This is a genomic window from Amycolatopsis rhabdoformis, assembly GCF_035918295.1.
In the GTDB taxonomy this organism is placed as follows: Bacteria; Actinomycetota; Actinomycetes; order Mycobacteriales; family Pseudonocardiaceae; genus Amycolatopsis; species Amycolatopsis rhabdoformis.
In genome coordinates, this window is the sequence record NZ_CP142149.1 from 2,311,004 (window position 1) to 2,331,039 (window position 20,036).

General features: G+C 71.0%; 21 protein-coding genes. 9 read left to right on the forward strand and 12 right to left on the reverse strand.

Going from position 1 to position 20,036, the window contains the following annotated elements:
* Positions 1-7: 7 nt before the first annotated feature.
* Both VSH64_RS10835 and VSH64_RS10840 read right to left on the reverse strand, forming a co-directional pair.
* On the reverse strand, positions 8-919 hold the full coding sequence (locus VSH64_RS10835) for a class I SAM-dependent methyltransferase (RefSeq protein WP_326835408.1): 912 nt from the start codon (positions 917-919) through the stop codon (positions 8-10).
* 54 nt (positions 920-973) lie between these two features.
* Positions 974-2,455: a glycosyltransferase family 39 protein gene (locus VSH64_RS10840; protein WP_326835409.1), complete on the reverse strand. Its 1,482-nt coding sequence runs from the start codon at positions 2,453-2,455 to the stop codon at positions 974-976.
* 348 nt (positions 2,456-2,803) lie between these two features.
* On the opposite strand from VSH64_RS10840, the gene VSH64_RS10845 reads away from it, so the two are divergent.
* The 5 genes from VSH64_RS10845 (at position 2,804) to VSH64_RS10865 (ending at position 8,250) form a co-directional block, all read left to right on the forward strand.
* Positions 2,804-3,220, forward strand: coding sequence for a hypothetical protein (locus tag VSH64_RS10845; protein ID WP_326835410.1), 417 nt, complete (start codon positions 2,804-2,806; stop codon positions 3,218-3,220).
* A gap of 562 nt (positions 3,221-3,782) precedes the next feature.
* A complete protein-coding gene (locus VSH64_RS10850) occupies positions 3,783-4,151 on the forward strand; it encodes a roadblock/LC7 domain-containing protein (RefSeq protein WP_326835411.1) in 369 nt (122 codons plus the stop codon).
* A gap of 55 nt (positions 4,152-4,206) precedes the next feature.
* Complete coding sequence (locus VSH64_RS10855; protein ID WP_326835412.1) at positions 4,207-4,578, forward strand: hypothetical protein; 372 nt, start codon at positions 4,207-4,209, stop codon at positions 4,576-4,578.
* A 26-nt stretch (positions 4,579-4,604) separates the two neighbouring features.
* On the forward strand, positions 4,605-5,273 hold the full coding sequence (locus VSH64_RS10860; RefSeq protein ID WP_326835413.1) for a hypothetical protein: 669 nt from the start codon (positions 4,605-4,607) through the stop codon (positions 5,271-5,273).
* A 163-nt stretch (positions 5,274-5,436) separates the two neighbouring features.
* The gene (locus VSH64_RS10865; RefSeq protein WP_326835414.1) at positions 5,437-8,250 is read left to right on the forward strand and encodes a glycoside hydrolase family 2 protein; all 2,814 of its coding nucleotides are present in this window, start codon (positions 5,437-5,439) and stop codon (positions 8,248-8,250) included.
* Between the two features lie 65 nt (positions 8,251-8,315).
* Here VSH64_RS10865 and VSH64_RS10870 read toward each other — a convergent pair whose 3' ends face one another.
* The 3 genes from VSH64_RS10870 to VSH64_RS10880 all read right to left on the reverse strand — a co-directional run bounded on the left by VSH64_RS10870 (position 8,316) and on the right by VSH64_RS10880 (position 10,513).
* Positions 8,316-9,128: an SDR family NAD(P)-dependent oxidoreductase gene (locus VSH64_RS10870; RefSeq protein ID WP_326835415.1), complete on the reverse strand. Its 813-nt coding sequence runs from the start codon at positions 9,126-9,128 to the stop codon at positions 8,316-8,318.
* A gap of 20 nt (positions 9,129-9,148) precedes the next feature.
* Positions 9,149-9,811 (reverse strand): peroxiredoxin-like family protein, encoded by a 663-nt coding sequence (locus tag VSH64_RS10875; RefSeq protein WP_326835416.1) that lies wholly within the window; start codon positions 9,809-9,811, stop codon positions 9,149-9,151.
* Between the two features lie 87 nt (positions 9,812-9,898).
* A complete protein-coding gene (locus VSH64_RS10880; protein WP_326835417.1) occupies positions 9,899-10,513 on the reverse strand; it encodes a TetR/AcrR family transcriptional regulator in 615 nt (204 codons plus the stop codon).
* 94 nt (positions 10,514-10,607) lie between these two features.
* Here VSH64_RS10880 and VSH64_RS10885 point away from each other — a divergent pair, with 94 nt between their 5' ends.
* Complete coding sequence (locus VSH64_RS10885) at positions 10,608-11,684, forward strand: hypothetical protein (protein WP_326835418.1); 1,077 nt, start codon at positions 10,608-10,610, stop codon at positions 11,682-11,684.
* Between the two features lie 6 nt (positions 11,685-11,690).
* On the opposite strand, the gene VSH64_RS10890 is transcribed toward VSH64_RS10885, so the two are convergent.
* Positions 11,691-12,941: a hypothetical protein gene (locus tag VSH64_RS10890; protein WP_326835419.1), complete on the reverse strand. Its 1,251-nt coding sequence runs from the start codon at positions 12,939-12,941 to the stop codon at positions 11,691-11,693.
* A 173-nt stretch (positions 12,942-13,114) separates the two neighbouring features.
* On the opposite strand from VSH64_RS10890, the gene VSH64_RS10895 reads away from it, so the two are divergent.
* Genes VSH64_RS10895 through VSH64_RS10905 form a run of 3 tightly spaced genes read left to right on the forward strand, consistent with a single transcriptional unit; the run spans position 13,115 to position 13,998 of the window.
* Positions 13,115-13,273 carry a hypothetical protein gene (locus VSH64_RS10895; RefSeq protein WP_326835420.1) on the forward strand — a complete coding sequence of 53 codons (159 nt, stop codon included), beginning with the start codon at positions 13,115-13,117 and terminating at the stop codon, positions 13,271-13,273.
* A 53-nt stretch (positions 13,274-13,326) separates the two neighbouring features.
* Positions 13,327-13,485: a hypothetical protein gene (locus VSH64_RS10900; protein ID WP_326835421.1), complete on the forward strand. Its 159-nt coding sequence runs from the start codon at positions 13,327-13,329 to the stop codon at positions 13,483-13,485.
* Between the two features lie 60 nt (positions 13,486-13,545).
* The gene (locus VSH64_RS10905) at positions 13,546-13,998 is read left to right on the forward strand and encodes a MarR family winged helix-turn-helix transcriptional regulator (RefSeq protein ID WP_326835422.1); all 453 of its coding nucleotides are present in this window, start codon (positions 13,546-13,548) and stop codon (positions 13,996-13,998) included.
* Here the strand turns inward: VSH64_RS10905 and VSH64_RS10910 are convergent.
* The 6 genes from VSH64_RS10910 to pstC all read right to left on the reverse strand — a co-directional run bounded on the left by VSH64_RS10910 (position 13,982) and on the right by pstC (position 19,980).
* Complete coding sequence (locus tag VSH64_RS10910) at positions 13,982-14,851, reverse strand: LLM class F420-dependent oxidoreductase (protein ID WP_326835423.1); 870 nt, start codon at positions 14,849-14,851, stop codon at positions 13,982-13,984. The genes VSH64_RS10905 and VSH64_RS10910 overlap by 17 nt on opposite strands.
* 47 nt (positions 14,852-14,898) lie before the next feature.
* On the reverse strand, positions 14,899-15,312 hold the full coding sequence (locus VSH64_RS10915; RefSeq protein WP_326835424.1) for a RidA family protein: 414 nt from the start codon (positions 15,310-15,312) through the stop codon (positions 14,899-14,901).
* A gap of 124 nt (positions 15,313-15,436) precedes the next feature.
* A complete protein-coding gene (locus VSH64_RS10920; RefSeq protein WP_326835425.1) occupies positions 15,437-16,987 on the reverse strand; it encodes a substrate-binding domain-containing protein in 1,551 nt (516 codons plus the stop codon).
* Between the two features lie 16 nt (positions 16,988-17,003).
* Positions 17,004-17,822, reverse strand: a complete 819-nt coding sequence (locus VSH64_RS10925; RefSeq protein ID WP_326837931.1) for a phosphate ABC transporter ATP-binding protein — start codon at positions 17,820-17,822, stop codon at positions 17,004-17,006.
* 5 nt (positions 17,823-17,827) lie between these two features.
* Positions 17,828-19,000, reverse strand: coding sequence for a phosphate ABC transporter permease PstA (gene pstA / locus VSH64_RS10930; protein ID WP_326835426.1), 1,173 nt, complete (start codon positions 18,998-19,000; stop codon positions 17,828-17,830).
* Positions 19,000-19,980 carry a phosphate ABC transporter permease subunit PstC gene (pstC, locus tag VSH64_RS10935; protein ID WP_326835427.1) on the reverse strand — a complete coding sequence of 327 codons (981 nt, stop codon included), beginning with the start codon at positions 19,978-19,980 and terminating at the stop codon, positions 19,000-19,002. Before pstC ends, pstA begins: the two co-directional genes overlap by 1 nt.
* Positions 19,981-20,036 lie beyond the last annotated feature (56 nt).

Here is a 20,036-nt window from a genome sequence, read left to right on the forward strand (position 1 = left end):
CAGGCGCCTACTTTTCGAGGATGCCCTTGACGTACCGGACCTCACCCGTCCCCATCGCATCATCGGCGAGCGGAGCGAAGTCGTTGGCGGCGAACAGCTCTCGGATGGTGCTGCCGGTCAGCGTCCAGCCGAGTTCGGTGAGATAGGGGCCGGCTTCGTTGCGTTCGCCGAAGTAGCGCGCCTGGGCCATGTCGGTGTCGAAGCCTTGTGCGCGCCAGGTTTCGGAGATGCGGTCGAGGCGGTCCTTGGTCTTGGCGTCGTCGCCGGGGCGGGGGTTGGGGCGGCTTTCGGTGGCCACGCGGCTGCCGGGTGCGCTGAGGTCGGTGAGGGTGTCGAGCAGGCGGTCCTGGGCGTCGGGCGGCAGGTAGCCGAGGAGGCCTTCGGCGCTCCACGCCGTGGGCCGCGCCGGGTCGAAGCCGGCGGTGCGCAGGGCGGCGGGCCAGTCGTCGCGCAGGTCGGCGGGGGCCGTGCGGCGCTCAGCCGTGGGCTCGGCGCCGAGGTCGGCGAGGGTGCGGGTCTTGAAGTCGATCACCCGCGGCTGGTCGAGCTCGAACACCACGGTGCCGGCGGGCCAGGGCAGCCGGTAGGCGCGGGAATCCAGGCCCGAGGCCAGGATCACGGCCTGCGTGACGCCGGCGCGGGCCGCGTCGAGGAAAAACGTGTCGTAGAACTGGGCGCGGACCTGGGCCACGTCGATGAAGATCTCGCCGACGAGCTCACCCGGCGGCAGCTCGCCGGACGCCAGCCGGGTGAGCAGCTCGACGCCGACGGCGCGCACCAGCGGCTCGGCGAACGGGTCGTCGAACAGCGAATTCTCGGCGCGCGTCGCGATCGCCCGCGCCGCCGCGGCCATGGTGGCGGTCGCGCCGACGCTGGACGCCAGGTCCCACGTGTCTCCGTCGTGCCGGGGGGAAGCCATGTGCTGCCTTTCCGTGGCCGGGGGTTGTCGCCCGTGACTATGCCAAGCCCCGCGTCAGGAGTGCCGCAGCCGGGGCCACAACACGGACCACGGTTGCGCGGGCGCGGCGCAGACCCAGATCGGCACGCCCTGGTTGAGCCCGTCGAAGCCGTGGCCGGGCTGGGCCGGCGTCACCGACTCCCGCACGCAGTGGGTGTGCAGGGGCGTCGGGTCGGTGCCGACGTACAGGACCGGACCACCGGTGTCCGAGGGTGTGCCGAAGTCCGCGAAGCCGCGATGCGGGCTGTACGCGGGCGGCAGGCCGAGGCCCGGGCCGAACCAGTTCACCGCGCTGGCCTGCCAGTAGTGCGCGGTGACCACGGTGGCGCCGGCCGGCAGCGTGGCGTAGGCCTGCGCCACCGCGTCGGTGAAGGCGGGCCAGCCTTGTTCGGCCCGCACCTCGAGCGTGGCGGCCGTGGCCCAGGCCGGTCCCGTCGCGACGAGGCTCGTCACCAGCAGCACGGCGCCGGTGGCCGCGGAAACCCCGACCGAGGCGGCCTTTCGCCACGCGCCTCGGGTGCCGGCGAGGTGCGTGGCCGCGGCGGCCCAGCACGCCGGGAACAGGCCCGCGCAGTAGTAGTACCGGCCGCCGGCCACGAGCATCACGGCGGTGACGGCGAGGACGGTCCAGCCCAGGAACCGGTAGCGCGGGTTCCGCAGGAGCACCCAGCAGCCGTACACCGCGAGCGCCGCTCCGGCGAGCGCTCCGTTGGAGAGCAACGTCAACGGCAGCACGGCCGCCTTGCCGCCCGCGAACTGCCCGGTCTCCTGCGCGACGACCGGCACGAGCGTCGCCTGCGGGAACCCGTGGGCCCACTGCCAGATCAGGTAGGGCAGCACGCCCAGCCCACCGAGCGCGACCAGCCTGCCGACGTTCGGCACCAGCGCCGGGTTCCGTGTGCTCACCACCAGCACGGCGACGCAACACACCCAGAACACGGCGATCAGCGGCTTTGCGGTGAACGCGAACCCCGCGACCGCACCCATTCCCCACCACAGCCGATCGGCGCGCGTACGGGCCCAGCGCACGAGCAGCCACGTCGTCGCGATCCACAACGGGATGTCGAACGTCTGCGTCGCCAGCAGCGATCCGGTGTCCACCACCCGCGGCGCCGCTGCGGACACCGCCGCCGTGGCCACCTGCGCCCAGCGCCCACCCCCGAACTCCCGGGCGAGCAACGCGGCCAGCACCACCCCGACCACGGTCGCGGCTATTGCCGGCGCGCGCAGCGCCAGCGGCGAACCCCCGCCGGCCTCCGCGACCCACGCGAGGAACGGCACCAGAAACCCTTGATCGGCGTACCCCCAGGAGAGGTGCTGGGCAGCGGCGAGGAAGTAGAGCTCGTCGCCGTGGTACGCCTGCCGCGCCGCCTCGACCACCAACGCCGCGGCCGTCACCACCGCAACGGCGGCGACGGGCAGCCAGGCGAACGCCGCTCGTGGCGGTCGCGGATCCGCCGGTGCTGCGATGCGCCTGTTTTGAAGCGCGGTGTTCATGCGCATCCCTCCCGCTGTCGTTGTGCCGGGTGATCAACACTGGCGACTATACACTGGAGGTATACCTTGAGTGCATAGATGAGTTTGTGCAGGTCGGAGGCTTGATGGGTGAGGATGGCGGCCGGGACTGGTCTTCGGTCGATCACTCGCCTCTGTGCGGCGTGTGGGGCAGGGGATGGTGCCGCCGAGCTGTCTTGCCGACGCCGGCGCGCCGCCGGACTCGGGCCTCGCGCGCATGCGAACGGCCGAGGGCTTTGCCTGGAGGCGGCCCGGGGCGATCCGGATCGGGAGAGGGCGGGGTGTGGATGTCGCCGCCCGGCGGCGGCTTGCTCGGGCAATCTGACGCCGTTGCCGGGACAACGGGACGATCCGCAGGATTGCCGGGACCTGCGCGAGCGGCGGTGGGCCATCCTCGCCGAGCAGCCGAGCAGCCGAGCAGCCGAGCAGCCGAGCAGCCGAGCAGCCGAGCGGCCGAGCAGCCGAGCAGCCGAGCAGCCGGGCGCCGCTGCGACCGGCTCGGTCGTCCACCGCCCGAGCCCTCGGCCGCGCCTGGCCAGGCCAATTCGCGGGCCACTCCGGCGGTTCAGGCGCAACGGCCGATACGTCCGCGTCCCGGCAGGTTTCGACCACGCCGGCGCGAAACTGGCGCGGTACAAGCTGCCGCAGGAGCTGCGAATCCTGCCCGCGCTGCCGCGCAACGCCACCGGCAAGCTCGACAAGCGCGCGATCGTCCGCCTCGTGGTCGACCCGGACCGATCGGAATGATTAACGGGTACTGCGCCGAAAGGAGTAACGGCAATTCCGCCGAAGTGCGCGCCGTCACATCTGGACCTATTTCGCGGGAACTGTGTTGCAGCGTCCGGACAAAGTGGACTCCGCGGTGCTCGTCGGCAAACGGCCAATAAGGCGGCCGCGAGCATCGTGGCAGTTCAGCCGTGCGATCGGCGCCGTGAAACGGTTTTTCGCGTCGCCCGGTGATCAATTGACGAGGACTCGACCAATTCCGAGTTTGACTGAGCGTGGTTGCGCCGATCGTGTGATCGTGCGACGCGTTGGCGGGGGTTCGTAGGACAAGAGTGATGGTGACGGTAGGGTTCGCGGCGCAAGTGCACCCCGAATGGTTGTCGGCAGCTGTCGACGGCCGGGGGTTCGTACCACGAGTTCACTCGGAGTCATCGCTGGAACGTGTTCGTCAAGTTGTCTCCGGATGTGCCGTGCGTGACCATCGCCCGTTGTGACATCACCCACGGGAATGCGGCGAGTTTTCGGTTCCGGGTGAGTCCCGGACGATTCGTCCGTCCCTTTTCGACGCAGGAAGAAAGACATCGTGGATTTCGACGCGCTGGGCGCTGAGCTGAGGAAACTGCGGGAAAACGTCTCCGGGGTCACCGACACGGTGCTCGCCGCGGTCGACGGGATTCCGATCATGGCCGACGCGGACCCCGGCCTCGATCCCGCGAAGCTCTCCGCGCTCGCGGCCGCCGACCTCGGCATCGCCCGGCAGGCGTCGGAAACGTGCGGGCAAGGCACGTTGAAACAGACCGTGGTGTTCAGCAGCGAGGGCTACATGGCGGTGTACGCCATCGGCCGGGTCGCGGTGCTGGTCGTGTTGGGGGACAAGGGACTCAACGTCGGCCGCCTGCTGCACGAGTCCCGGCCGATCATCGAGCGCATCGACTCGATCCTGGCCGCCTAGCCCGATCGCGAAACACCGGTCCACCACCAGTTCAGTCAAAGGAGTACGCGTGATCATGAACATCGACACCGCTTTGAAAGAGGCCATGTCCATCGCCGGCGCGATCGGCGTCGCCCTGGTCGACTACGACAGCGGCATGTCGCTCGGCACCAGCGGCGGCGGCGACTGGCTGGACCTGGAAGTGGCGGCGGCCGGCAACACCGAGGTCGTGCGCTCGAAACTGCGGGTGATGGCGTCGCTGGCGCTCAACGACAGCATCGAGGACATCCTCATCACCCTGCACCGCCAGTACCACCTGATCCGCCTGCTGAATTCCGTCGGCTCGCGCAATTCGCTGTTCCTCTACCTCGTGCTCGACCGCGAACGCGCGAACCTGGCGCTGGCGCGGCACTACCTCAAGCGCATCGAAGCGGACCTGCAGGTCTAGTCCCACCCACGCGCGAGGAGGTGGTGATGACCGGAGGCGGTTCCAGTGCCGCACTCGGTATCGGCTCGGCGTTCATGACCGACCTCGGATCGCTGTTCCCGGCGAGGATGAGCCTCACCGGTGACGAGCTCGAGTTCACGTTCGTGCTGTCCGGCACCCCGCCCGGCGACGTTTCGGAGTGGGCGCGGCTGCGCTCCGGCGCCGGGCTGGCCGGACGCGTGCCGCGGTTCTTCGTCGACGCGGGCGGGCGCCGGCTTCGCGTCGAGCTCACCGGGACCGCGGTCGGCGCCTTGATCGTGCCGTCGGCGGACCTGGCACCGGCCGCGGTGAACGCTCCGCACCTGGGCCGCTGGCAGGATCGGATCACGACCAGCGTGCAGCTCGCGGTCGACGAGATCGCGCGCATGCTGGCTCGGTGCCGGCACCGCGCCGGCGGCACCGAGCCGTTGATCGACCTGGAGCTCGCCTACGAGCCGGATCGCGAGTACCGCGCCCGGTCCGAGGTGGCGCACGAACAGATGCGCGGCTTCCTCGCGCCCGTGCGGCCCGTGCTCGAACTGCGCTGGCGCTCGGCGACCCCGCCGCAGCGCAAGGCTTTCCTCGACGAGCTGCCCGACGCCGCGCCGGCTCGTCGCTGGTTCCGGCGCAGTCACACCACGAGCATCATGGGCCTCGAGGTCGAGCTGGTGTCGTGACGCCGAGGCCCGGTTGCGTTGCGGCAAACCGGTTTCCGGCCCGCCCGTGAGGTCCGGACCAACCCTGCCCTTGCTTGACAAAGAGTTCACCGACTGCGAATCATGGAATTCGCAGCGCAGGTGACAACGTTGTCAGCATCTTGTCCGAACGCAGGGGAGCGACGTGGCTCGGTTGAATCGCAGACGGTTTCTGGCCAGTGGCATCGCCGTCGCCGGAGGAGGTGCGCTCGGCGCGCTCGGCCTCGGCGGCACCGCGGGCGCGGCCCCGGACACCGCCCCTGACGCCACCGCGGGACACCCGGTCCGGCTCGACGGCCAAGAGATCACCGGCGGCTGGACCTTCACCGCGGCCGACGCCACCACGGCGCCGGGCAGCCGGTTGTCCAGCGGACAGCAGATCGCGGGCCTCAAGCCGGCGATCGTGCCCGGCACCCCGCTCACCAGCATGATCGCCAACGGCGAGTACCCCGACCCGCTCTACGGCCACATCGTCACCGACACGATCCCGGACACCCTCAAGGACACCGGCTACTGGTACCGCGTCACGTTCCCCGTGCCCCGGCTGATCGCGGGCCAGCGGTTCTGGCTGCGGTTCGACGGCGTCAACTACCTGGGCACGATCTGGCTCAACGGCGCCGAAGTCGGCACGATCGAAGGCGCGTTCAAGCGCGGCGTCTTCGACGTGACCGACATCGTCGCGAAGGCCGGCGGCACCGCGCACCTCGCCGTGCTGGTCGGCAAGCTGGACCACACCGACCCGCCGTCCCTGCCGAGCTACACCAGCGGCGTGACCCGCGGTGGGCGCAACGGCGGCAAAACCGGCATCACGCTCGAAAACGGCCCGACGTTCTTCTGCACGTCGGGCTGGGACTGGCTGCCGACCATCCCCGACCGGGACCTCGGCATCTGGCAGCCGGTCACCTGGTCCACCACCGGCCCGGTGCGGCTGAGCGACGTGCGCGTGGACCCGACGCTCTCGGCCGACCTGCGTTCGGCCGACGTCACGATCGACCTCGCGCTCGACAGCGCGTACCGCGAGGCCCGCACCGTGGTGCTGAAGGGCTCGCTCGACGGCCGTGACTTCCGGCGGACCGTGACCGTGCCGGCCGGCTCGTCGTCGATCACGCTGACCTCGAAGGACCTCGCCGCGCTGAAGCTCGACCGGCCGAAGCTCTGGTGGCCCAACGGGTACGGCGACCCGCACCGCTACCGGCTCACGCTCGGCGTCGAGTCCGGCGGTCAGGTCAGCGACGAGCGGACGGTCGACTTCGGCGTCCGGCGGATCGAGTACACCCAGCCGATCCAGTCGCCGTCGGGCGCGCCGGCCGACTGCCTCGCGCTCACGGTCAACAACCAGCCGATCCTCGTGATGGGCGGCAACTGGGGCCTCGACGAGGCGCTCAAACGCATTCCGCGCGAACGCCTGCGCGACCAGGTGCGGCTGCACCGCGACGCGAACCTCAACCTCATCCGCAACTGGAACGGCCAGAGCAGCACCGAGGACTTCTTCGAAGCGTGCGACGAGTTCGGCATCCTGGTGTGGCAGGACTTCTTCTGCTCGACCGAGGGCCCGCCGCCGGAGAACACCGCGCGGGACCTCGCGAACATCCGCGACTGCATCGTGCGGTTCCGCAACCACCCGTCGATCCTGCTCTGGTGCGGTGGCAACGAGGGTCCGCCGCCGCAGCCGTTGATCGACGGCCTCGACGCGCTGGTCGCGGAGCTCGACCCGAAGCGTGCCGTGCTCACCAGTTCGGCCGGTGACACCGGCGCGAACCCCATCGGCGGCTACACCTCGGGCGGGCCGTACCACTGGGTCGAGCCGAGTGACCACTTCTCGCGCAACGACGGCACGAAGTGGCCGCCCTTCCACAACGAGGTCGGCTCGTACTCCATCCCGACGCTGGAGTTCCTGCGCAAGATGCTGCCTGAGTCGTCGTGGGAGCACCCGGACGACTTCTGGGCCGACCGCGACGTGAACGGCAACGGCGGCAACGGTGGTGGCGCGGGATACCTCGCGCTCACCGCGCAGCGCTACGGCACCGTGGCGAACCTGCCGGACTTCGCGCGCAAGTCGCAGCTGATGAACTACGAGTGCATCCGCGCGATCTACGAAGCCCACGCGGCGAACATGCTCGGCGCCGCGCCGGGCAAGCCGTACCCGCGCACCGGCGTGATCATGTGGATGACCAACCCGGCGCAGCCGAGTTTCGTGTGGCAGATGTACAGCCACGACCTCGAAGCCCATTCGGCGTACTACGCGGTGCAGCACGCGTGCCGGCGGGTGAACGTGATCCTCGACCGCGAGTCGCTCGACGTCGTGGTGGCCAACCACACCCGCGCGGCCGTGCACGGCACGGCCACCGCGACCTTGTTCGACCTCACCGGGAAGGCCTTCGCGAACGCTTCGTGGCCCGTCGGGGCCGGCGCGTCCGGGCGCACCGTGCTCGGCAGCCTGGCGGCGCAGCTCGGCACCACGCCCGGTGACGTCGCTTTCGTGCGGCTGTCGCTGAAGGACACCAAGGGCACCGAGCTGGTCCGCAGCTTCTCCTGGGTCGAGAACCCGGCCCACGCCGCCGGTTTCGCGAGCCTGGACACCGTGCCGGCCGCCACCGTCTCCGTGACGGCGGACGCTCGGCGCGGCCACGACGGCCTGGACCTCACGGCGAAGGTCTCGAACACCGGCCACGCCGTGGCGCTGATGCTGCACCTGCAGGTCTACGACACCCGCACCGGCGAGCGCGTCCTGCCCGCCACCTTCAGCGACAACTACCTCAACCTGACCGGCGGGGAGTCGGCCACCGTCCGCGTGCAGCTCACCGCCGACCAGTCGCGACGCCACCCGAACCTCGGCGTCCGGCTCGACGGCTGGAAGCTCGACCAGCGGGCGTCGCGGTTGCGGGGTCAGGGCGTGGCCGTGACGTTCAACCAGGCGGCGCTGGACACGCACCCGGCGCAGATCACGTTCGGCCGATGAGCCGCCGTCGGCGTCCGGTGCGAGCCGGACGCCGACGGCGGTGGTCGATCGAGCAGCGCGGCCGATCAGGTGGCGCGGCCGGCGACCAGGGCGCGTCGCACGAGGGTGCCGAACATCGCTGTCTGCAGCGCCCGCGTGGCCACGTGCTTGCCGAAGAAATCGTTCACCTTGTTGAGCGGCCCGGGAATCACCAGGGCCTTGCGGCCCAGACCCCGCAGCGCGGCGCGGACCACGGAGTCCGCGGACATCGCCGGCATCGGCAGCTTCGTGAAGTCGATGCCGTCAGTGTTCGCGAACCCTTCGGTGGCGGTGGGTCCCGGCGCGAGCACGAGCACATCGACACCGGCGGGTTTCAGCTCGTGCCGCAGGGCCTGCCCGAACTGGGCCACATAGGCTTTCGCGGCCGAGTAGTTGGCGAGGTAGGGCACCGCGCCGAACGCGACGGCCGAGGACACCAGCACCAGCGCGCCCCGGCCGCGGTCGCGGAAGCGCCGGCCGTATTCGTGGGCCAGCCGCATCGGCACGGTGAGGGAGAGGTCGAGCACCGCGGTCTCCGTGGCCAGCGGCGTGTCGAGGAACGGGCCGGCGGTCGCCGTGCCCGCGCTCGCCACGAGGAGCCCCACGTCGAGGTGCGCGGTGCGGCGCACCAGTTCGGCGACGGCGTCTTCGCGGCCGAGGTCGAGGTCGACCACTTCCGCGGTGGTGCCGTGCCTTTCCCGCAGCCGGTCGGCGAGCCCCTGGAGCTTTTCCTTGCGGCGGGCGACGAGCACGAGCGAGAACCCGGCGGCGGCGAGCTGCGTGGCGAACTCGGCGCCGATCCCGGCGGAGGCGCCGGTGACCACCGCGTACGGGCCGTAGCGGGGGTGCAGATCCTTCACCGGTGGTTCCTTCCTCGCCTTCATTGCGCAACAGCGTCGAACGCGGCCAGGATGGCGGCCGGCTCGCTGCGGCTGACGTAGTCGGGGTGGACGTCGATCCAGCGGATCGTGGCGCCGGCGTCCACGACGAGCGTGGTGGGCATGGGGATCACGGCGGTGCCGTCGGCGTTGCGGGCGGCCACGTCGAGCCCGAGGGCCGCCTGGGTCGCCTTCGCGCCGTCGGTGGGTTCGGTGAGGATGCCGAGCCGCGCGGCGATCTTGTTGCCCTCGTCGGAAAGCACGGTGAACGTGAGCTCGTTGGTCTCCTGCATGGTGAGCGAGCCGTCCGGCTTCTGCGGGCTGATCGCGACGAGCACGGCGCCACGCTGCGCGAGCGGTTCGACCAGCTCCGCCTGGTAGGTGCGCAGCGCCAGGTTGCAGAACGGGCACCACGCGCCGCGGTAGAACACGACCACGGCGGGCCGGCCGCCGAGCGCGGTGTGCAGCGTGGTCGAACCGCCGTGGGCGTCGACGAGGTCGGCGTCCGGCAGCGGGGTGCCCGGCTGCGCCACGTCGGCGGGGACGCCGGCCGCGGTGAGCTGCCGGCGCTCCTCGTCGAACGGCGCGAGCAGCTCGGCGGGGGCCTGCGCGGCCAGCTTCGCCTGCGTGAGCGCGGCGTGGTCGGCGATCGGGGTGGTGGACATCGGCCTTCTCTCGGGTCCGGGAAACGGGTTCACGGACCAGAGTCGCGATCGAGAAATGGCATCGCAATGCCAGTCCTCGGCGCGGGCCTACCGGACGGTCAACGACTCGAGGTAGGCCAGCGTCGAGTCCAGCGCCACCTCGAGCGGCGCGGTGTCGCGGTTGAGCTGCGTCATCAGCAGCCCGCCCTGCAGCGACGCGAGCAGCGACAACGCCAGCGCCTCCGGGTCGGCCTCGGGGCGCAGCACGCCGTTCGCGTGCATCTGCGCCAACCCGGCCCGCAGGCCGGCCGACCAGCGCGCGAAGCTGTGCGCGAGCTGCAGCCGCGCCGCCTCGTCGTGCTCCGCGTACTGCGTGGTCAGCGCCGCGATGGGGCACCCGCCGCGGCAATCGAGCTCCCGCTGCCGGGCCACCACGACGTCGCGCCACTGGCGCAGCCCCGCCATCGTGTCCAGCCGGGCGAACAGCTCCTCCTGCGGCTCGATCACGGCGTCCGTCTGGTACTCGATCACGGCCCGCACCAGCGCCGTCTTGTCGTCGAAGTAGTGGTACACCTGCGAATTGCTCACCCCGGCCCGCACCCGGACGTCCTCCACGGTGGTACTCGCCACCCCGTTCTCGAACATCACCTGTGCGGCGGCGGCCACGATGCGCCGGCGAGTTTCCTGACCCTTGGCAGTGAGCGTGCCCGGTTTGATCGGCATGGGACCAGCGTACGAGGTCTGGTATGGACTCTCCAGTCCTCGTCGTGGCGGTCGTGGGGACCGGTCCCGGCGCCGCCCGCTAACGTCGCCGGTCGTGGTGGACAGGCGACGATGCGCGCTGCTCGGTGCGGTGTTCCTGCTCGCGGCGGCGGTGTCCGCGTGCGGCGGGGAGCCGGAACCGCCGGCGCCGACCGTGGGGACGGTCGAGGTCGAGCACCGGCTCGACGAGTACCTGGGCCGGGTCGCGTCGCTGCTGCGCCCGGACGCCCAGGTCTCCGAGCCCGTCCACGCGCGGGCCGCGGGGTGCCCCGGCGGTGCGGACTGGGCCGTGGTGCCGAGGGCGCAGGTCACCGCGACGGCGGGTGAGCTGACCGAGAAGCTCTTCGACGACCTTCAGACCTGGCTGAGCAGCAGTGGTTTCGAAGGTGTGTACGACGGCGACAACTGGCACCCCGGGAAACCCGCCGATTTCAAAGAACTGGACGGCCGGCAGCGGGACGGCATCCGCGTGAGCGTGCGCCTGGAGCGCGACGCTCCCCGGTTCACGGTCGCGGTGACCGGGCCGTGCGCCTGGCCGGCGGACCGGGAAGGCGGGCCACCGGCCGGACGGCTCGCCCCGCTGGGCGCACCGCCCGCGCTCACGTCGAGCATCGGAACCGCGACCTACGTGGACCCGGAATCCTGTCTCTCACCGAAGCTGTTCACCTACAACACCGCCGCCCCCGCGTACGCCGGGGCGGGGCCGCACCCGATGGTGCTGTCGGTGTACGAGGGGATTCGGCGGTTCGACAGCCCGACGTTCCTCTACGACCAGCTGTCGTTGTCGTCCGGCTGGCAGCCCGACGACGTGCACCAGGCGCAGCTGGTGGCCTGCGTGCACGTGGCGAAGAGCGGCGCCGGACACAAGATCTCCTGTTCCTACACCACCGAACTCGGTTACGGCGGCGGCGGTTCGCCGTACGACTTCCAGCTCTTCGACGGCACCTACCACGTCACGGTCCGCACCGCCCGCACCGGCGAAGTCGTCGGGGACTTCACGCTGCCCGGCACGCTCGACGACGAGAAGAGCTGCCCGTATCGCATCGAGAACTACGTACCCGTGCTCGCCCGAGGCCTGGACGACACGGCGCTCGAGCGAGCACTGCGGCCGTGGTACGAGGGCCGCCGCTAGAGACCGTCACGTGGCCAGTGACGACAGCGGCACCGCGAACACCGAGCGGCCGCACGTCTGGCCCTGGGCGGAACAGTCCGTTGTGGACCACTCCGACTGCGACCACACCAGGCCGGTGGACCAGTCGTAGGTCAGGGCTTCCGGGTGCACGGCCCAGCAGGCCGCCGTGGCGGGGGAGCCGCAGGAGGCCGACGCGCTGTGGGTGGTGGTCTGGGTCCAGAGCTGGCCGTTGAGCGTGGCGGAGCTGTGGGCGACGTACCACTTCCCGTTGTGGGACAGCACGCCCTGCATGTTGCCGACGGAGCTGCGCAGCGCCTCGGTGGCCGGGGCGGTGCCGGAGGTGGTGGCGAGAAGGTAGTCGCTGCCGGTGGCGTAGCGGTAGAGGCGCCCGTGCAGCGACTGGTCGGCGAAGTACTCCGTGGTCACGACCGTGGCGGGCGAGGTGGAGCGGTCCAGGGACATCGAGGAGAAGCACGGGACGCCGCTGTCCGACGCCATGCTGCAGGTGCCGCCGGTGTAGCTGTAGTAACCGACCTGCATCATCGCGTACTTGTAGGTGTAGGCGGCGTACCCGCCCGCCGTCTTGCCGATCGCGTTGGTGGTGGTGTCGGTCATCTGCAGGATGTGCTTGGTGCTGAAGACGCGGATGGCCGTGGACGTGTTGCCGACGGCGGTCACGTAGATCTTGTCGCCGTACCAGGCCATCCCGCCCAGGTGTGCCTTGGCGGCGGTGAAGCTCGAGCCGCTCGCGTTGGGCACGGCGAGGTACACCATGCGGTTGGTGGGGGCGGCCGGGTTGTCGTAGTCGACGGCCATGATGCGCGCGTCGTCGTAGCGGCCGAGGGCGTCGCCGCTGTGCCAGCCCGAGAGGATGATCTTGTCGGCACCCCACATTCCGTCGTCGTCGGCGTCGCCCGAGGTCGTGATGCCCTGCGGGACCCAGGTGGCGCTGTTCGCGCGGTCGGTGTCCCAGCAGAACGCCGCGGTGGCGGCGGGTGCCTTCGGCAGCGCGGCCTTCTCGGCGCTGGTGCAGCCGGTGGTCGGGTAGCTCGGGTCGTTGACCACGGTGTTGAGGCTGACGTTGGGCAGCGCGCTGTCGAGCGCGGTGAGCGCGGCCGTCGGCGTGGCGTGCCACACGAGGTTCTGCTTGGCCGTGGTCGTGAGCGGATCGCTGTACGCGGCGCTCGCGGTGCCGGGGATCGCCAGCGCGCCGGCCGCCACGGCGAGGACGAGGAGGAGCACTTTCGGAATTCGCATGCCGGCCATTTCCGCATGGCGTTCGAGAAGGTGTCAAATTGCTGGTCCGAAAGAGTTTGTACGATTCTTGTACAGTTTTTCGGTATTAATAGGCTGGGGCTTTCTTTGGTGCTTTCGGGTCAACCCGGCCGCCGGCGGTGTCCGGACCGGGGTGAAGGGGATTGGATGGGCCGATGCCCGTCGAAACCGCGCTGATCGCGCTCGGCACGGTGGCCGTGCGCACGGCCGCGAAGCTGTGGCTCGGCGACCACGAGATCGCCGCGGAGGTCGGGGGCGCTGGCCGGAGGACAAGCTGGCGCTGCTGCGCACCCCCTTCCGGCTCGACAGCCTGAGCCTCCGTTTCCTGGAGCTGACCGACCTGACCCCCCTGACTTTCGTCACGTCCGTGGAAGAACTCCGCATCGAAGGCGGCACGCTGGCGTCCTTCGCGGGCGTCGAACGCTGGCGGGACTCGTTGCGGCGCGTGTCGGTCGTCGGGTGTCCCACGGGAGTCGCGGCGCTGGCCGATCTGTGGGCGAGGCTGCCGGACGTGGTCCGGGTGTGAGGCCGGGTTCCGTATCGGGTGAAACGGTATCAGTCGAGGTGAAGGGGGTAGGCTGCGCGCATGAGTGGGAAGGCGCGGGCGACCGATCGGCCCGGCGACGGATCTCCGTTTGCGCTCGGGCTGGTGTTGCGGCGGGCGCACGCGCGGGTGGCGAGCACGATGACCGCGGCGATGCGGCCGCACGGGCTGGATCTGCGGCACTTCGGCGTGTTGATCGTGCTGGTGGACCGGGGGCCGACGGTGCAGCGGGATCTCGTGGAGGCGACCGGGCAGGACAAGGCCGGGATCATGCGCGTGGTCGACGATCTGGAGGAGAAGGGGCTCGCGGTGCGCAAGGCGGTGCCCGGGGATCGACGCGTGCGGGAGGTCGAGATCACCGAGGCGGGGCTCAAGGCGTTCGACGCGGCGCACGACGCGGCGGCCGCGCCGGCGCGGGAGCTGGTGGCGCACTTGAAGCCGGGGGAGCCGGAGAAGCTGCTGGAGCTGCTGACGCGGTTCACCTACCCGGAGTAGCGAACCAGCGCGCGGCCAGGTCGGCCACCCACTTGGTGGCGAGAGCCGGGTCGTCGGGCGGGCTCTCGACGAGCACGAGTTCGTCCACGCCGAGCGCGGCCAGCGCGGGAAGGTCCGAAGGGGACGGATCCCGCAGCGCGACCGCGATCCGCAGCCCCGCGAGGCCCGGGCGCAGGGTTTCGAGGAACGCCAGCCGCTCGGCCACCTCGGCGACACCGTCGAGGTTGAAGCCGTACCAGCCGTCGCCGAAGGCCGCTACGCGGCGCAGAGCCGGGTCGCTGTTGCCGCCGAGCAGGATGGGCACGCGGTGGGCCGGCCGGGGGTTCACGCGCACGGAGTCGAACCGCACGAACTCACCCGAGAACGACGCCACCTCCGAACGCCAGAGCGTGCGCATCGCGGCCACGTACTCCTCCGCCCGCGCCGCACGCCGCTCGAACGGCACGCCGAGCGCCGCGAACTCCTCGCGCGACCAGCCGACGCCCACCCCGAGCGTGAACCGGCCGCCGCTCAGCACGTCGAGTGAGGCGACCTGCTTCGCCACCACGATCGGATGGTGTTCCGGCAGCAGCAGAATCCCCGTGGCGATGCCGATGGTCGACGTGGCTGCCGCCGCGAAGGCCAGCCCGATCATCGGATCGAGCCAGTCGGCAGCGGCGGGCACGGCGATGCGGCCGTCGGCCGCGTACGGGTACCGCGAGGCCGGGCGGTCGACCATCACCACGTGCTCACCCGACCACAGCGTCGCGAACCCGCCCGCCTCCGCCCCCACGGCGACCGCGTCGATCACGGCCCGGCGGGCGCCGGCGCCGATGCCCAGTGCGTGCAGCCCGATCCGCATCGGCTCAGCCACTCCGGCCGGAAAGCCCGGCGGCGATCACCTCGTGGTCCACTGTGGACTCAACCGGGCGCGACGGCCAGCGCGTCGACCTCGATCAGCCACTCCGGCAGCCCGAGCGACGACACGCCGAGCCACGTGCTGGCCACCTTCGGGTACTCGGTGCCGAACACGCGCTGGGCGGCGTCGAAGATCGGCTCGATCAGCGCCGGTGAGGAGCCGACGACGTGGATCGTGTACTTCACCAGATCGGCCGGGGTGCAGCCGGCGGCCGCGAGAGCCGCGCGCAGGTTCCGGAACACCTGCTCGGCCTGCGCCGCGTAGTCGCCCTCGCCGACCAGCTCGCCGGCCGGGTCCAGCGCCACCTGCCCGGCGATCGCGACCAGCCGCGCACCGGGCGGGGCGAGCGTGACCTGCGAGTACAGGTCCATCACGGGTGGGGACAGGGTCTCGGGATTGAGGTGGTCGACGGTCATCGCGGGCTCCCGGCGCGTCGGCGGCTGGAGAGGGCCGAGTGTGCGGCGGTCCGCGGCGGACTGTCAACAGCGGGCACAAAGTCCGGTGCGGCAGAGTTTCACCGCCCGGCAACCGCGGACGCGCCTACGAACGCCGCCGCCGGACGAGCCCCCGGATCAGCAGCGGCAGGCAGATCGCCGCGAACAGCACCAGCGCGGCCCACGCGCCGAAGCCGCCGAACCCGCTGCCCTGGTACGACGCCGGTTCGGCGTTGCGCCAGTCGGTGGAGCCGCCGTTGGCGTCGGTCGCGTCGGGGGAGTCCGCGGACGGGCCCGCGCCGGCCGACGACGGTCCGGTGGTCGGGGCGTTCGGTCCGCTGCTGGGCCCCGAGGTCGGGCCGCCACCGGTTCCGCCGTGGGTGAGGGCATCGACGCCGCCGAGGTCCTCGAACGGGTCCTTCGGGGCCGTGGACCCCGCGCCGAGGCTCGCGTGGAACGTCGGGTTGTCGCAGTTGCCGGCGTTGAGCTGCTTGGCCGGCTTGCCCGTGAGGCGGGCGTTGGCGTTCATCATCTCCTGCGACAGGTTCGGCGGCAGCGGCGAATAGCCGACGCGGGCCATGTTGATCTGGCCGTCGCACGCGATGTGCTCGATGAACGCCGCCATCGTGTCCGTCTTCGACGGGTCCGGGTAGCCGCCCTTGCACGTCGAGCGACCGGACCCGCACGGTGTCATCAGGTACGAGTACGCCGAGATCGGGTAGGTCAGCGGATCGGTGTTGGTGTACACCCCGGACAGTTCCTGGCTCAGGTCCGGGCGCAGGTTGGCCTTGGTGAGCGCGGCCGCGATGTTCGCGGCGAACGGCAGCGTGTACTGGCCCGCCTGGTTCTCCACCCACGCCGTGGGCGCGTTGTACTTCTTGGCGTAGCCGAACTCGTCGTAGCCGATGGAGAACGGGATGCTGCCGTTGGACACCGTCTGCGCGATCTGGTCGGAGTCGGCGAAGAGGCGGTAGAAGTCGGCGTCCGGCCCGAGCGTCGGCAGCTGGATCGGCCGCACGCCCGGGGGCAGCGGGCCCACGCCCTTGTCGGCGTTGCGGGACACGAAAGCGTTGTACGGCCCCGGCGCCACGTGCGCCACGAAGTCGTAGAACAACGCCGTGGTGCCGGACTGGCCGCTGCGCCCGATGAGCGTGATCGGCTGGTTCGGCAGGGCGAACCCGCCGTTGGTGGCGGTGATGGCCGGGTCGTTCCAGCGCGTGATGTCGCGGGTGAAGATGCGCGCGATCACGGCGCGGGTGAGGTGCAGCGAGTCGACGCGGCGGCCGGCGGCGTCGGTCACGTTGTACATCACCGCCACCGCGCCGGCGACGTCCGGCACGTACTGGTAGCCGCGCGTGTTCGCGCTCAGCCCGCCGCCGCCCGCGGCCTGCAGCGAGCTGACCTCGGCCTCGGTGCCGGCGAAGTCCACGGTGCGGTCGCCGTACTGGTTCACGCCCGCCGGCGAGCCCAGCGCGCTGTAGTTGACCGGGATTCCGCGCGAGTTGGCGCCGTTCTGCCAGTCGCTCATCGCGAGCCCCACGTAGGTCGAGCCCGAACCGTTGATCTGGACCAGGGCCTCGGCCGCCGGGGCGAAGGCCGCCTGGCCCGCCAGCACGAGGGCGGCGCACCCGAGACCGAGCCATGTTCTGCCACGCATGAAAGGAACTCCCGGATCAGCCGAAGCGGCCGTTGACGTAGTCGTGGGTGCGGCTGTCGGCGGGCGAGCCGAAGATCTGCTCGGTCGAGCCCTGCTCGACGACCCGGCCCGGCTCGTTCTCCCCGGCGAGGAAAAACGCGCAATGGTGCGAAACCCGCTGGGCCTGCTGCATGTTGTGCGTGACGATCACCACGGTGACCTCGTCGGAGATCTCCACGATCGTCTGCTCGATGCGCCGCGTGGACGTGGGGTCGAGGGCGGAACACGGCTCGTCCATCAGCAGCACGTTGGGCTGCACCGCCAGCGAACGCGCGATGCACAGCCGTTGCTGCTGGCCGCCAGACAGAGCGCCGCCGGGGGAGTTCAGGCGGTCGCGGACCTCGCGCCACAGTCCGGCCCGTTCGAGGCTCTGCTCCACGAGCGCGTCCTTGTCCGCGCACTTCACGCCGGCGAGCTTGAGGCCCGCCAGCACGTTGTCGCGAATGGACATCGCCGGAAACGGGTTGGGCTTCTGGAACACCATGCCGATGCGCAGCCGGGCCTGCTGGGCGCGGGTGCCGTCGGCGTAGATGTCCCGGCCGTCGAGCAGTACCTCGCCGGCGAGGCTCGCCGACGGCACGAGCTCGTGCATCCGGTTGAGGATGCGCAGGAACGTCGACTTGCCACAGCCCGACGGGCCGATCAGCGCGGTCACCTCGTGCGCCGACATCGCGAGCGACACGTCTTCGAGCACCAGCCGTTCGCCGAACCACGCGTGCACGCCGCGCGACTCCAGCGTGGCCGCACCGGGCGGTGGCCCGCCGACCACCCGCACGGGCTGGGGGCTTTCGAGGATGTCGGTCACCGGTCACTCCTGGCGGGTCTCGTGCGGCGGCCCGACCAGCGTTTGCGGCCGAGCAGCCGGGTCAGCGCGAACAGCGCGAAGATGAGCACGATCAGCACGAAAGCGCCGATGTACCCACGTTCCTGCGCCGAGGCGAGGGGTTCCTTGATGTAGCGGTAGACGAAGCGCGGCAGGCTTTCCTGCGGGTCGCTGAACGGGTTGTAGTTCATCGCCTGCGTGCCGAACGAGGTGAACAGCAGCGGCGCCGTTTCGCCCACCACGCGGGCGATGCCGAGGATGATCGCGGTGCTCACGCCGGTGCGCGCGGTCGGCAGCACCACCGACCACACGGTGCGCGCGCGGCTCGCGCCCAGCGCCAGCGACGCCTCGCGCAGGCCGTCGGGCACCAGCCGCAGCACCACGTCGACCGTGCGGGTCACCGTCGGCAGCATGATCATCGTGAGCGCGATCGTGGCCATCAGGCCGGAGAAGCCGCCCTGGATCGGCGGCAGGATCAGGGCCGCGTACACGAACAGGCCGGCGACCACCGAGGGCAGGCCGCTCATCGCGTCGACGAAGATCCGCACCGGGCGGCGGAACCGCGAGCGCGTTTCGTTGAGGAACACCGCCGTGAGCACTCCGAGCGGCACCACCAGCACCAGTGCCAGCGCGGTCTGTTCCAGCGTGCCGACGATCGCGTGCAGGCCGCCGGTGTCCGTGGCGGGGTCGGTCGGGGCGACGGCGGCCATGTCGTGGGTGAAGAACGCCAGCCGCAGGTCCGGCACGCCCTTCAGCACGATGTAGCCGAGCAGGAACAGCAGCGGGATCAGCAGCGCGGTGGCGCCGCTGACCACCACGGCCGACACGAGCCGGTCCATCGCGGCCAGGTGGCCCACGCGGTCGCGCGTGACCACGTAGAGCATCACGAGGTAGAGCACGAACGCCACGACGAGATCGGCGAGCCAGCCGGGTGAGGTGAGCAGTTCGTGCATCAGGAACCAGGTGAGCAGCGTCGCCGACACGGCGCAGCCGAACGCGACGAGCCGGTCGTGCGGGGTGGTCGCCGACGTGCGGCGCCGCACCGGGATCCGCCGCGGCGGGATCTCCGTGGTGATCTCGGCGGTGGTTTCGGCGGCGCTTTCCGCCGGGGCGTCGGAGAACTCGGCGGTGGTCCGGTCGGTCGTGGTCATCAGGCGTCGACCCCGGCTCCGGAGCGGCTGCGCGAGATGATCACCGACGCCGTGAAGTTGGTGGCCAGCGTGAAGGCGAACAGCACCAGCCCGCACGCCATGAGCCCGTTGAGCCCGAGCCCGGAGATGCCCGCGCTCGTGGCGATGAAGCCGGAGATCGTGGAGCCGCCGAACTCGAGCAGGTGGCTGGTGATCTTCGGGACCTGGGGCAGCAGCAGCGAAACGGCGATCGTCTCGCCGAGCGCGCGGCCCAGCCCGAGCATCGCGCCGCCGACGATCCCGCCGCGGCCGAAGGGCAGCACCACGGTCCGGACCATGCCCCAGCGCGTGCTGCCCAGCGCCAGCGCGGCTTCCTTCTCCCCGGGCGGGGTCTGCGTGAAGACCTCGCGCATCACCGATGTCGTGATCGGGATGACCATGAGCGACACCACGAGCCCGGCCACGAACATCGAGTTGAACAGCACCGCGCCCTGGTTCGTCCTGAACAGCGGGAACCAGCCCAGGTTCGACGACAGCCACTCGGACACCGGCGTGATGTACGGGCGCAGGAAGCTGAAGCCCCACAAGCCGTAGAGCAGGCTGGGGATCGCGGCGAGCAGGTCGACCAGCCCGGTCAGGAACCCGCGCATCCGCCCGCTCGCGTAGTCGCTGATGAACAGCGCGGCGAGGATCGACAGCGGCACGGCGAACACCACGGCGATCAGCGCGACCACGACCGTGCCGTACAGCAGGCCCAGCACCCCGAGCGTGCCCGACGCCGGGTCGAACTGCACGGTCGAGAAGAACCCGAAGCCGCTCACGCGGAACGCCGGCACCGACCGGTACACGAGGAAGAACCCGATCACGACGAGCAGGGCGAGCACCGACAGGCCGGCTCCGCTCGTGACTCGGCGGAACACGCGGTCGGCTCGGGAGGGCAGGTCGGCGAGGACCCGGGGTCTCGGCGGAGGCGCCGCGGGCGCGGGGGTCGTGAGGGTCACGGGAGCGAGTATTGCGAGCCGTGCGCGGGGAAAGTTGGCTTGGGAGCTAAGGCCCG